11 protein-coding genes, 1 tRNA gene and 1 pseudogene are annotated in these 12,125 nt (G+C 53.1%); 5 read left to right on the top strand and 8 right to left on the bottom strand.

What is annotated here, in order from left to right:
- The 4 genes from NG42_RS11160 to trmB all read right to left on the bottom strand — a co-directional run.
- Positions 1 to 710: hypothetical protein (locus NG42_RS11160; RefSeq protein ID WP_162231027.1), on the bottom strand; the 710-nt coding region annotated here is incomplete at its 3' end.
- Between the two features lie 246 nt (positions 711 to 956).
- Complete coding sequence (locus tag NG42_RS11155; protein WP_052899403.1) at positions 957 to 1,676, bottom strand: YggN family protein; 720 nt, start codon at positions 1,674 to 1,676, stop codon at positions 957 to 959.
- Positions 1,677 to 1,730: 54 nt separating this feature from the next.
- Complete coding sequence (locus tag NG42_RS11150) at positions 1,731 to 2,057, bottom strand: YggL family protein (protein ID WP_052899402.1); 327 nt, start codon at positions 2,055 to 2,057, stop codon at positions 1,731 to 1,733.
- Positions 2,057 to 2,776 (bottom strand): tRNA (guanosine(46)-N7)-methyltransferase TrmB, encoded by a 720-nt coding sequence (gene trmB, locus NG42_RS11145; RefSeq protein ID WP_052899401.1) that lies wholly within the window; start codon positions 2,774 to 2,776, stop codon positions 2,057 to 2,059. The genes NG42_RS11150 and trmB overlap by 1 nt, the downstream gene beginning before the upstream one ends.
- 154 nt (positions 2,777 to 2,930) lie before the next feature.
- Here trmB and mutY point away from each other — a divergent pair, with 154 nt between their 5' ends.
- The 3 genes from mutY to mltC are packed head-to-tail and all read left to right on the top strand — an operon-like array spanning position 2,931 to position 5,417.
- Entirely contained in the window at positions 2,931 to 4,019 is a 1,089-nt protein-coding gene (gene mutY / locus NG42_RS11140; protein ID WP_052899400.1) for an A/G-specific adenine glycosylase, read from the top strand.
- A complete protein-coding gene (locus tag NG42_RS11135; protein WP_052899399.1) occupies positions 4,019 to 4,291 on the top strand; it encodes an oxidative damage protection protein in 273 nt (90 codons plus the stop codon). The genes mutY and NG42_RS11135 overlap by 1 nt, the downstream gene beginning before the upstream one ends.
- Positions 4,292 to 4,340: 49 nt before the next feature.
- Entirely contained in the window at positions 4,341 to 5,417 is a 1,077-nt protein-coding gene (gene mltC, locus NG42_RS11130; protein WP_052899398.1) for a membrane-bound lytic murein transglycosylase MltC, read from the top strand.
- 71 nt (positions 5,418 to 5,488) lie between these two features.
- Here mltC and NG42_RS11125 read toward each other — a convergent pair whose 3' ends face one another.
- Together NG42_RS11125 and NG42_RS11120 are read right to left on the bottom strand one after the other, a co-directional pair.
- On the bottom strand, positions 5,489 to 6,319 hold the full coding sequence (locus tag NG42_RS11125; RefSeq protein WP_052899397.1) for a phosphoenolpyruvate hydrolase family protein: 831 nt from the start codon (positions 6,317 to 6,319) through the stop codon (positions 5,489 to 5,491).
- A 2-nt stretch (positions 6,320 to 6,321) separates the two neighbouring features.
- Positions 6,322 to 7,542, bottom strand: a complete 1,221-nt coding sequence (locus NG42_RS11120) for a Tm-1-like ATP-binding domain-containing protein (RefSeq protein ID WP_052899396.1) — start codon at positions 7,540 to 7,542, stop codon at positions 6,322 to 6,324.
- A 293-nt stretch (positions 7,543 to 7,835) separates the two neighbouring features.
- Here NG42_RS11120 and NG42_RS11115 point away from each other — a divergent pair, with 293 nt between their 5' ends.
- A complete protein-coding gene (locus NG42_RS11115; RefSeq protein ID WP_052899525.1) occupies positions 7,836 to 8,471 on the top strand; it encodes a TetR/AcrR family transcriptional regulator in 636 nt (211 codons plus the stop codon).
- A gap of 34 nt (positions 8,472 to 8,505) precedes the next feature.
- Here the strand turns inward: NG42_RS11115 and NG42_RS11110 are convergent, their stop codons facing one another.
- Positions 8,506 to 10,647: an ornithine decarboxylase gene (locus tag NG42_RS11110; protein WP_052899395.1), complete on the bottom strand. Its 2,142-nt coding sequence runs from the start codon at positions 10,645 to 10,647 to the stop codon at positions 8,506 to 8,508.
- 693 nt (positions 10,648 to 11,340) lie between these two features.
- On the opposite strand from NG42_RS11110, the gene NG42_RS11100 reads away from it, so the two are divergent.
- Positions 11,341 to 11,416, top strand: a tRNA-Phe gene (locus NG42_RS11100).
- 197 nt (positions 11,417 to 11,613) lie between these two features.
- Here NG42_RS11100 and NG42_RS11095 read toward each other — a convergent pair.
- Positions 11,614 to 12,000, bottom strand: a pseudogene (locus tag NG42_RS11095) (site-specific integrase); the annotation flags it as partial.
- Positions 12,001 to 12,125: the final 125 nt, after the last annotated feature.

The following is a 12,125-nucleotide window of genomic DNA, read 5'->3' as shown; positions in this document are numbered from 1 at the left end:
CCCGTCCACTCCCGGCGAAAGCCCTCTTCAAGCACGCGGATGCCCTGCTGAGCCTCCTCCACCAGGTAAAGGATGGCGGGCGGTACCGCCATCACATGGTTTTCCACCGCCGCTTCCGGCAACGGACCGGCGTGCCCGATCAGAACAACGTCCTTCATTTTCAGCCACTCATCAGCCAGAGTGTGGCGGGTATACAGCGTCGGGTTGGACTTCTCGCGATCATACTCATCCAGCACCGCCAGCCGGTCGGTGATGAGCTGTTTTTCCAGCGGTTTCAGCCCGCCTGACATGCCTTGCCCGGCGTGATCCAGGGGTTCGTCGACGGCAGGCTGTTCCAGTCCGAAAAGAAAGCACTCTTCCAGTTTCCCGGCCAGCATTCCGGCCTCATGCTCTGTCAGATCCGCTTTCCCGGTCATCGCGGTCAGGGTTACAGGGCTTCCGGCCTGAGGAGTACTCAGCGCCAGGCCGATCTCCCGATTAAGCCAGTTCATCAGCGGCGGGCTGAGCCTGAAGCAACGCGCAGCCAGCTCGCCAATGGACTCATCCTGCGTCCATTCCTGCCCACCAACTCTGGCAGCAGCAACGGCGTTAACCAGATTAGCGAAGGCAACCGGCGGAACGGAAGGATATCCGCTGTCCTGGCGCGATGCTTCAGTCTGCATCTGATAGCGGGAGGTTGAGGTATTAGCGGCCGCTTGCTGGATGGTCATCGGACATTACTCTTGTTTAATTCAATTAATTAATAAGAGTGACCGGTAACCCAAAATGAATCTTTCGGGTTCTGAGACGTTTTTCTGATTCTAAGAGCGTTACTCGCATCGCCACGGTTAATCGCGGCCTACTGCACAGTAACTGCCTGTTAAATGGGAGGTTGGTTAATATGAAAAAATCTTATTTGTGAGGGACCTGGCGCTGACAGCGGCGCCAGGTTAAATATTCTGTTCGCAACGGCGTCTTTAACTGGATTTCACTGCCGCCAGCACACCTTTGCGCTGTGTTTCCAGCGTGGTGACACGATTACAGACTTCATGACCGAAGTTCTGGAAATCCTGCTCCTGGTTGCGCCACTCGGCCTGGATTGCCTGCTGTAACCCCCCCAGATTGCCCATAATCGCCTGTAGCGGATTATCGCTGCCACCCGATGGCTTCTTACCCATCTCGTTCAGGCTGTCCTGAACCACGCCGCCCATCGCATTCTGCACCAGACGCTCACCATCCTGACGCACCTGATCGATGGCCTGATGATGGAAGGTCAAACCGTCGTTACGATGCTCGATAATACGGTTCATCTGCTGTTTCAGCTGACTATTCAACGAGGTCAGACGCGAACGGACATTACTGTCGCTGCCAAGCTTCTCGACAATCACTTTATCCAGCGCCACCCGGCCTTTTTCCAGACGCTGCGTTGCCCCTTGATCAACCCATGGCAAATCACGGCGCAGTGCATTCTGATAATCGATCGCTTTCTGACGCGTCGCGGCGTCAATATCGACCTGCTTACCGTTAAACTGCACGTTACCTTCAGGAGAGATCACCATATTGCCGTTAGCGCCAACCACCTGCACGCTTTGCGGTTTAATCACCACATCATCCTGCGGCTTAACACTGCACTCATAAGCGGCCTGAGCCTGACCTGCGGCCATCAGTAATGCGACAATCAGCGCTTTACGAATCATGAAATCTCCTGAATAAAAAATTAATCGGGCGGCAATAAGCCGCCCCGGTAATAATTAGTCCCACCAAACATCAAACAGTTCAGAAACTCGCACATCTTTCAACTGACGCTCGTTCAGCCATTTACGCACTTGCTCCTGATGCTCTTCAGTGCACTTGCCAATCTTCTCCAGACAGATCAGCCCTTCCCACTGCAGATAGCCGCTACCATCAAACGCCAGACCATTCGGCTCGATAACCTCGTTAATCAGCGCATCGACGGTGCTGTCGATCTCCGCTTCACTGGTGCCTTCCTCGAAGGTAAAGTTGACGGAAAAACCGAGTTCCTGGAACTCGTCAAGGTGCATTTTCTTACGAAGACGACGACTGCGTTGTGTAGCCATTATTTAACCCTCTCAAACATCAGATCCCATACACCGTGGCCTAAACGCTGGCCGCGCTGCTCGAATTTAGTTAACGGACGTGATTCCGGACGCGGCACATAAGTGTTGTCTGCTGACTGATTCTGATAGCCCTCGATGCTGCTCATCACGTCCAGCATATGCTCAGCATAAGATTCCCAGTCGGTAGCCATATGGAAAGTCCCACCCAGCTTCAGCTTACGCATCACCAGTTCGGCAAACGGCACCTGCACAATACGGCGTTTATTATGGCGCGCTTTATGCCATGGATCCGGGAAGAACAGCTGCACCATACGCAGCGAGTTATCCGGGATCATATTCTCCAGCACTTCAACCGCGTCGTGACACATCACGCGCAGGTTATCGACGCCAGCTTCATGCGCCGAACCGAGGCAAGCACCAACGCCCGGAGAATGTACTTCAATACCGAGGAAGTTTTGTTGCGGATTATTACCCGCCATGGTGACCAGCGACGCCCCCATACCAAAACCAATTTCCAGCACCACTGGCCCTTCGCGGCCAAAAAGATCGACCAGATCGACCGGCAGTGCCTGATACTCAACGCCCATCACCGGCCAGTAATTATCCAGTGCGTGTTGCTGGCCCTTGGTTAACCGGCCCTGACGGCGGACAAAACTGCGGATACGGCGCATCGCGCGGCCGTTTTCATCAAATTCTGGTGAGATGACGTCATTTATCATGTGGCTGCCTGTTGATCTGCATATTCTGGAAATGCGGGCATTATGCAAAGTTACTGCTGAGAAGCAAGTCCCGTAAAGTTCCGGTTTACAGCATCCAGCGTCTGTGCTGGAATTCCTGCCTGATTGTAGAGTAATAACGGAAAAATTCCTCCCAATGATGCAAGCGCAACAGTTCGCGCAACAAGTGCTGGACTGGTATCAGCGCTTCGGACGCAAAACCCTGCCGTGGCAGCAGGAAAAAACGCCTTATAAAGTCTGGCTCTCGGAAGTGATGCTGCAACAAACTCAGGTTGCGACCGTCATCCCCTACTTCGAGCGCTTTATGGCACGCTTCCCCACCGTTACCGATCTGGCCGCTGCGCCACTGGATGAGGTGCTGCACCTGTGGACCGGGCTTGGCTACTATGCACGTGCGCGTAATCTGCATAAGGCGGCGCAACAGGTGGTCGGGCTGCACGGCGGTAAATTCCCTGAGACCTTTGAAGCGGTGGCCGATCTGCCCGGCGTTGGCCGCTCGACGGCGGGCGCGATTCTTTCGCTGTCACTCGGACAACATTACCCGATCCTTGATGGCAATGTTAAACGCGTGCTGGCCCGTTGTTACGCCGTTGACGGCTGGCCGGGCAAGAAAGATGTCGAGAAAAAACTGTGGAATATCAGTGAGCTGGTAACACCGACTGTCGGTGTCAGCCAGTTTAATCAGGCGATGATGGATCTCGGTGCGATGGTCTGCACCCGTTCGAAACCCAAATGTGAGATCTGCCCGGTTAATCTTAGTTGCGTGGCTTACGCCAACGGTAGCTGGGCGAAATATCCCGGTAAGAAGCCAAAACAGACGCTGCCAGAGCGCACCAGCTGGTTTTTACTGCTGCAACGCGGTAACGGCGTCTGGCTGGAACAGCGCCCGCCGGTTGGCTTGTGGGGCGGCCTGTTCTGCTTTCCGCAATTCACCAGCGAGGAAGAGCTGCAACAGTGGCTGAAAGCGCGCGGCATCAAGGGCAGCAAGCCAGAGCAGCGGATTGCCTTCCGCCATACTTTCAGCCATTTTCATCTGGATATTGTACCAATGTGGCTGGAACTGCCTTCTGCGAGTGGAGCCATGGATGAAGGCGCGGGTCTCTGGTATAACTTAGCGCAGCCGCCGTCTGTGGGACTGGCCGCTCCGGTTGAGCGCCTGCTACAAGAGTTACGGCAACCACAGCAAATGACGCTGAACACACGCGCGATACAAGAGGAAGAGTAATGAGCCGCACAATTTTCTGTACGTTCCTGCAACGTGATGCTGAGGGACAGGACTTCCAGCTCTATCCGGGCGATATCGGTAAACGTATTTATAACGAAATCTCGAAAGAAGCCTGGTCACAGTGGATGGCAAAACAGACGATGCTGATCAATGAGAAAAAACTCAGCATGATGAATCCGGAAGACCGTAAACAGCTGGAACAGGAGATGGTGAAGTTCCTGTTTGAAGGCAAAGAAGTCCATATCGAAGGCTACACCCCGCCAGAAGAATAACGCTTTGGGCCTCCCTGAGGCCCCATTTTTTGGGTTAAGCATTGAGAAAATGAAAAAAATTATCGCCTTGCTCGTCATTGCACCGCTGTTGATCTCCTGCTCAGGCAACAAAAAAACGACGTCTCATGAAGAGTGGGTCAAAGACACCAACGGGTTTGACATTTTAATGGGCCAGTTTGCCCACAACATCGAGAATATTTGGGGCATCAATGAAGTCCTGATCGCCGGTCCGAAGGACTATGTTAAGTACAGCGATCAATACTATACCCGCAGCCATATCAACTTTGACGCCGGTAGCATCACCATTGAAACCATCGCCGGGACTAACCCAACGGCCAGCCTGCGTCAGGCAATTATTACCACCTTGCTGATCGGTGACGATCCGGGCAATGTCGATCTCTATTCCGACGCTAACGATATTCAGATCAGTAAAGAGCCGTTGCTGTATGGCCAGGTACTGGATAATACCGGTCAGCCGATTCGCTGGCAGGGGCGCGCCGGCAACTTTGCTGACTATCTGATCCAGAATAAATTGCAGCGCCGCACGTCCGGCATGCATGTGATCTGGTCGGTGACCATTCCAATGGTGCCAAACCATCTGGATAAGCGTGCGCACAAATATCTGCCGATGGTGCGTAAATCGGCCGAGAAGTATGGCGTTGACCAGTCACTGATTCTGGCGATTATGCAGATTGAATCGAGCTTCAACCCCTACGCCGTCAGCCATGCTGATGCGCTGGGTCTGATGCAGGTGGTGCAACATACTGCCGGGGTAGACGTGTTCCGCATGAAAGGTAAATGGGGCAAACCAAGCCGCAGCTATCTGTTTGATCCGGAAAACAACATTGATACCGGTACCGCTTATCTGGCGATTCTGCAAAACAGCTATCTGTCAGGTATTTCTAATCCGACATCGCGGCGTTACGCGGTAATTACCGCCTACAACGGCGGTGCGGGTAGCGTGTTGCGCATGTTCTCCAGTGATAAAAACACCGCGTTCAGTAAAATTAACGCCTTATCGCCAGGCGATTTTTATCAGACGCTGAGCACCAATCACCCGGCGGCAGAATCACGCCGTTATCTGGTGAAAGTCAGCAAAGCGCAGAATGGCTATCGTCGTTACTGACAGGTTATCAGCAAAAAAACGGCGAGCAGATGCTCGCCGTTTTGCTATTCCCCTGGTGAGGGCTCAAAGTATTAACGCTTTATATTTTTAAACTGCTTAGTCGTATCCGTTAACGCCACTTCGGTCGGCAGACGCTCCATTGAGCTGGCGCCGTAGAAACCGTCGCATAACGGACAGTTATCGAGAATAAATTGCGCATCTTCTGGCGTCGAAATCGGCCCGCCGTGACAGAGTACAATCACATCTTCGCGCACTGCCCTGGCGGCTTGCGCCCACTGATTGATCAGCGGTACGCAATCTTCCAGCTTCAGCGCGGTTTCCGCACCGATATTTCCACCGATGGTCAGGCCCATATGCGGCACAATAATATCCGCACCGGCTTGGGTCATCGCTACGGCATCCTGCTGATTAAACACATAAGGCGTGGTCAGTAAGTTCTTCTGATGCGCCAGACGAATCATCTCCACTTCCAGCCCGTAGCCCATGCCGGTCTCTTCCAGATTGGCGCGGAAGTTACCGTCAATCAGCCCGACGGTCGGGAAGTTCTGCACGCCGGAAAAACCCAGTGCTTTTAAATCGTCGAGGAACTTATCGAACTGGCAAAAAGGATCGGTGCCGTTAACTCCGGCCAGTACCGGCGTGTTTTTCACCACCGGCAGCACCTCTTTCGCCATATCGACCACAATTTCATTAGCATTACCGTAAGCCAGCAGACCGGCCAGTGAACCGCGTCCTGCCATGCGATAGCGGCCCGAGTTATAGATAACGATCAGATCGATACCGCCAGCTTCTTCACACTTTGCTGAAAGCCCGGTTCCGGCTCCGCCACCGATAATCGGTTCGCGGCGGGCAATCATTGCCCTGAATCTGGCTAACAGTTCCTGTCGGTTAAACCCCGGCATCACTACTTCTCCTTCGCTATCAGGCCGCGAAATGCCGCCACCGCCGCCTCGGCGAACAGTGGATGGTTAATGTTATAAGGCAAACGCTGGATTTTGCGCTGCTCAGTTTGTAACAGCTCAGCTTCCAGCGTGGTGATAAATGCCTGATTGGCTTCGGGTGACCAGAAAGGTTGCCCGACAGCATCCAGCGCGGAAAAACCGCCTTCCGGAATTAAAAATCTGACTTCGCCTGCACAACGATTAAGTTTGGCGGCAATCCATTTGGCGATCGCTACGTTCTCTTCCGGCGTGGTGCGCATCAGAGTGACCTGTGCGTTATGATGGTAAAACAGACGGTCAGCATACTTCGCCGGTATGGTCGACGGATGACCGAAATTAACCATATCCAGCGCACCACAGGAGACCACATACGGCACCCGGGAGTTGGCGATAGCATCGAAACGATCCTCACCACAAGCCAGCGCCCCGCCCGCCAGTAAATCGCACACTTCTGTGGTGGTCAGATCGAGTACGCCAGACAGCATACCGCTGTCGGCCAGCTTCTCCATGGCTTTACCGCCGCTGCCGGTAGCGTGAAACACCAGGCAATTATAATCCTCAGCCAGCGACTGACTCACCGCCTGAATACAGGGGGTGGTGACACCAAACATGGTTAGGCCCAGCGCTGGCTTGTCCGATTCGTCCGCCGGAACCTCAAACAGCACCGCACCGGCAATCTGATGGGCGGCATTGCCCAGCACCTGACGAGAAATACGGTTCAGGCCGGCCACATCGGTCACCGAATAGAGCATATTAATATCGCTGGCACCGACGTAGCCGGAAACATCGCCGGAAGCCATCGTCGAGACCATCAGCTTGGGCACGCCCACCGGCAGAGCCTGCATCGCCGGGGTTATCAGCGCGGTTCCGCCCGATCCACCAAGGCCAATCACCCCGGCAACATCGTCGCGCTGACTAAGGAAAATCTCAAATGCAGTGGCCATGGCATCAATCGCTCGTCCGCGGTCACCGCAGAATACTGCCGCCGTTCCCTGAGGGTGAAAAGCGGCGATGCTTTCGGCACTGAAATCAGCGAATGAAGCTGTGCTAAGTGTCTGAGTGGACAGATCAACTGTGACCACTTTCGCTCCACTATTGGCAATCAAATCGCGGACGAAATACAGTTCCATTCCTTTAGTATCTGCCGTCGCTACGGCATAGATAAAACCATTCTTTTTCTTCATTTCTTTGGCTCAATCCTGTTATTTAACTGAATAAAGAGTTGATAAACCTGAAATAAAAACCACAATATCCTTTGTGATAGGAACTGTCACTTTACGCTGAGATAACAGTATCATCCATTAAATTGATAAATCAATAGAATGAAACTGATATCTCAATATCGTCAATTAGCCTGGAATGAAGCCTGAAAGTTAACTCAGTGACGGGAAAATGTGCGTTTATTATGCTGTTTTTGCTCGCTAACCCACCCATCTTCAGGCAGATTTATACTGATACAGAGGTCATTGTGGTTCAAATGGAAAACCAAGAAGGTATGTCGCTGACATCAACTCGCGCACGAACGCGCCGCCTGCTAATCGATACTGCCATGCAAATGTTTGATGGTGGAGCCTTTCCATCGATAAGTGAAGTGGCGCAGGCGGCACAATTGTCGCGTGCCACCGCTTATCGCTATTTCCCGACGCAAAGCGCGCTGGTTGCCGCTATCGTCAGTGAAACCCTGAGTCCAATCAACAGCTGGCAGCCAACCAAACAGGAAGCCACAGCGCGCATCGATGAGCTGCTGACGTTCGCCTTTCCGCGCATGCTGCAACATGAAGGCACACTGCGGGCGGCGCTGCACCTGTCACTGACGCAGTGGGCGCAGTCGCAATCCCAGGATGCGGTGCCCATCAAAGAGCGACTGGTGCGTGGTAATCGTAAGCTGCTATTGCAGAAGGTGGTCGAGCCGCTATCTGCCGAGCTGCCCCCCGAACTGATGCAACGCGTGCTGCACTCACTGTCGCTGGTTTACGGCTCAGAGATTTTTCTGGTGATGAAGGATATCTGGGGTTGTGATAATCAGGAGCTACAGGATGTGGCGAAGTGGATGGCGAAAGCCATAGTCCGTCAGGCACGGGAAGATGCGCAGTCGGCAGCGGCTTCAGCATAAAATCACGGGCGGCATGTAAATGCCGCCCCAGTTATTACATCATGACATAACCGCACAGCCGCTTAACACCGCTGGCGTCGGCTTCAGCGTAGACGCCCTGCAACTCCGGCGAGAAGCCCGGCAGCAGGTTAATGCCCTCTTCCAGCGCAAGGAAATAGCGCTGCACCGCACCGCCCCACACTTCACCCGGCACCACGCACAGCACGCCTGGTGGATACGGCAGTGCGCCTTCGGCAGCGATACGCCCTTCCGCCTGCGCGATCGGCACCAGCTCCACATTGCCACGAATAAATTCGATATTGGCATCCTGCGGATTCATCGCCACTTTCGGCAGACTCTCCTGACGAAACATCGCTTTCTGCAGATCTTTGACACCATAGCTGACATACAGATCGTGCATCTCCTGACACAGGCGGCGCAGGGTATAGCCCTGATAACGCGCGGCATTCTTGCGATAAACTGTCGGCAGCACATCGCACAGCAGCGCATCCTGTTTCACATGCTGCTCGAACTGCGCCAGCATCGCCACCAGGTGCGCCATTTTCTCTGCGCTCTCAGCTGGCGTCAGCAGGAACAGGATCGAGTTAAGGTCGCATTTCTCCGGCACCACGCCATTTTCACGCAGATAGTTCGCCAGAATCGTCGCCGGAATGCCGAACGCGGCATATTCGCCGGTGGCGGCATCAATGCCCGGCGTGGTCAGCAGCAACTTGCACGGGTCGATAAGATATTGATCGCGCGCATAACCGTCGAAACCGTGCCACTGCGCGCCCGGCGCAAAGCTGAAGTAGCGTGTATCCGCGGCGATAGTTTCGGTCGGCGCCTCCTGCCACGGCTTACCGTCGACACTGTCCGGCAGGAACGGTTTAATCATCTCGCACGTCGCCAGAATCGCCTTACGCGCATCAATCCCCAGCGTAACGCACTCATGCCACAGGCGACGGCCTGCTGCGCCCTGATGCATTTTGGCATTCACGTCCAGCGCGGCAAACAGCGGATAAAACGGGCTGGTTGAAGCATGCAGCATAAAAGCATTATTCAACCGCTTATGGCTGCAAAAACGCTGCTGACCGCGAATATGATTATCTTTTTTGTGGATCTGCGAAGTCTGCGAGAAACCAGCCTGCTGTTTATGCACCGACTGGGTAACAAAAATGCCCGGATCGTTTTCATTCAGATCGAGCAACAGCGGCGAACAGGCTTCCATCACCGGAATAAACTGCTCATAGCCGACCCAGGCTGAATCAAACAGGATGTAATCGCAGAGATGGCCGATTCGATCCACCACCTGACGCGCATTGTACACGGTGCCGTCATAAGTACCGAGCTGGATCACCGCCAGGCGGAACGGACGGGCTTCGCCAGCACGCTCCGGCGCAATCTGTTTAATCTGCTTACGCAAATAGCGCTCGTCGAAACAGTGGGCATCAATGCCGCCGATAAAGCCAAACGGATTGCGCGCGGTTTCCAGATAAACCGGCGTTGCACCCGCCTGAATCAGTGCGCCGTGATGATTAGATTTATGGTTATTGCGGTCAAACAGCACCAGGTCGCCACGCGTCAGCAGCGCGTTGGTGACCACTTTATTGGCGCTGGAAGTCCCATTCAGCACAAAATAGGTTTTATCGGCGTTAAACACTTTTGCCGCGAATTTTTGCGCATGCTTCGCCGATCCTTCGTGGATCAGCAAATCACCGAGCTTAACGTCGGCGTTACACATATCGGCGCGAAACACATTTTCGCCAAAGAAATCGAAGAACTGACGTCCGGCCGGATGCTTTTTAAAGAAGGCTCCGCCCTGATGTCCCGGACAGGCAAAAGTGCTGTTACCCATCGCCACATATTTGGTCAGGGTGTCAAAGAAAGGCGGCAGCAAAGCCGCTTCATACTGCGCGGCGGCGGCTTCTAACTGAGCATACGACTCGGCATCGCCGTTCAGCAAACCGGTTACTTCAGGCAAAGCCTGCGCCTGCTCATTACCTTCCAGCGCGATAAATACCGGCAGATTGAAACCGGTATGGCGTAATAACGCCAGCACGCCACTGCGTGAATCAGCCACCGAGACGACAACCGCCGCCACATCGGTAAAATCAGTACTGTCCAGCGTCACAACGTCGCGCTGGGTATGGAGGTTTGCCGCAACGGCGGCGCTGGCAGCAATTTTTAGTGTTGTCATAGCACAAATCCCAGGTCAAACAGGATGAGTGGGTGCCAAAGGCACGGCAATGGGAAGTCACTTCCCGGCGAAAGGTGTCTGATCGACAAAGCATGGAGTTCAGCTTCAACCGCCAGACATCAGTAAAACCAGAGCGCGTCTGTTTTTTACTCATGCCTGATAGCAAGCGACAGAAAGCCTCACCGCATGGTGAGAGCGTGTATCGATGGGTTCTGACAGAGGGTCGTTCGCGCACGCTGCGACATCAGAAGATGACGGGAACAAGTGCTTTGATTCAGCATTGAACCGTTCATGGCGGCGACCTCAAATGAATGGAATGACGGGGCGTCAAAATTTGCGCAATAATCGCATTTTTTATTTTTCGGCACAACCCGCAAAACTGAATTAATTGCAACTAAGGAGAGAAAGATAAGGTGATGATAATTAACGAATTAATAAAAAACAGATAACTAAAATCGTTTTATTATCCGCAAGTTATGCAAATTTATGCAGTATGGTGAATTTTTGCGACAAGATATTTAGCGGCTCGCCGACTCTGCCATTGAGGGTGGAGAATAACCGTTGCAGTCGGCGAATCATTGACCCATAGCTGGCTTTTTTCGCGGCAAACTGATGGAAAAGAGTGCAATCAGTCCGCATTCGCGAGAAAAGCATTTGACGCTTTTCTTCCTTTACGGTTTAATGCGCCCCGTTGCCCGAATAGCTCAGTCGGTAGAGCAGGGGATTGAAAATCCCCGTGTCCCTGGTTCGATTCCGGGTTCGGGCACCATCATTCTGCATCAAAGCACGCTGGTTAGAGGTTCATTCCTCATAACGGGCGAAAAAATGGAATCGGCAAGTTGATGTCGCAGTGTTTTCGAATTTGTACACTCGATGTTGATTGTCAGGTTCCTCTTAAAAGGATGCCTGTGTTAGAGCACAGGCGTCCTTTTCTCGATCACTGGTGATTTTTACAGCTAGTTAAAGTTATGTCAAGATATGACTTGCCTCCTCTTCCCGTACCGTTAAAACATCCATATACAAAGAAAGCTCATTTTCTAAAGCCTGTCCGGTCACCTCTAAATCCATTTCAATGTATTCCATCGTGGTACTGACACTCCGATGCCCGAGTAACCCTTTCACCATCGCCAGATTCCGATCCGGAGATTTCATCATCTCAGTCGCTAAAGTGTGTCGGAATCGATGAGGGGTGACTTTGAAACCGCATTCTTTCGTTAGCCTGCTGAAGAACGAGCGAACGGGCTGTATGGCTGGCTCAGCTTCCCTTTTACCTGAGGGATGAATAAAGCGATCTACGTCAAACAAATAATTTTCGGGCTCTGCCCCCTGTTCTATGGCGCGATTAATCAACATGCTGGACTGACCCCACCCCGGTAGACGATCCTGCCCTACAGTTGGACTGACCCCACCCCGGTAGACGATCCTGCCCTACAGTTTGAGCATAGGGGGAGCATATGGGCACACCACGATTTACACCT

The sequence above is a fragment of the Winslowiella iniecta genome (assembly GCF_001267535.1).
Taxonomy (GTDB): domain Bacteria; phylum Pseudomonadota; class Gammaproteobacteria; order Enterobacterales; family Enterobacteriaceae; genus Erwinia; species Erwinia iniecta.
The sequence above is the reverse complement of the archived record's forward strand: the minus strand, read 5'-3'. Positions and strand labels throughout refer to the sequence as shown.

Bases quoted from the DNA above. Each gene is read 5' to 3' on its own strand.
- NG42_RS11135 (WP_052899399.1), top strand. From the start codon at position 4,019: ATGAGCCGCACAATTTTCTGTACGTTCCTGCAACGTGATGCTGAGGGA.
- NG42_RS11120 (WP_052899396.1), bottom strand. From the start codon at position 7,542: ATGAAGAAAAAGAATGGTTTTATCTATGCCGTAGCGACGGCAGATACT.
- NG42_RS11155 (WP_052899403.1), bottom strand. From the start codon at position 1,676: ATGATTCGTAAAGCGCTGATTGTCGCATTACTGATGGCCGCAGGTCAG.
- NG42_RS11115 (WP_052899525.1), top strand. From the start codon at position 7,836: ATGGAAAACCAAGAAGGTATGTCGCTGACATCAACTCGCGCACGAACG.
- mutY (WP_052899400.1), top strand. From the start codon at position 2,931: ATGATGCAAGCGCAACAGTTCGCGCAACAAGTGCTGGACTGGTATCAG.
- mltC (WP_052899398.1), top strand. From the start codon at position 4,341: ATGAAAAAAATTATCGCCTTGCTCGTCATTGCACCGCTGTTGATCTCC.
- trmB (WP_052899401.1), bottom strand. From the start codon at position 2,776: ATGATAAATGACGTCATCTCACCAGAATTTGATGAAAACGGCCGCGCG.
- NG42_RS11110 (WP_052899395.1), bottom strand. From the start codon at position 10,647: ATGACAACACTAAAAATTGCTGCCAGCGCCGCCGTTGCGGCAAACCTC.
- NG42_RS11150 (WP_052899402.1), bottom strand. From the start codon at position 2,057: ATGGCTACACAACGCAGTCGTCGTCTTCGTAAGAAAATGCACCTTGAC.
- NG42_RS11125 (WP_052899397.1), bottom strand. From the start codon at position 6,319: ATGCCGGGGTTTAACCGACAGGAACTGTTAGCCAGATTCAGGGCAATG.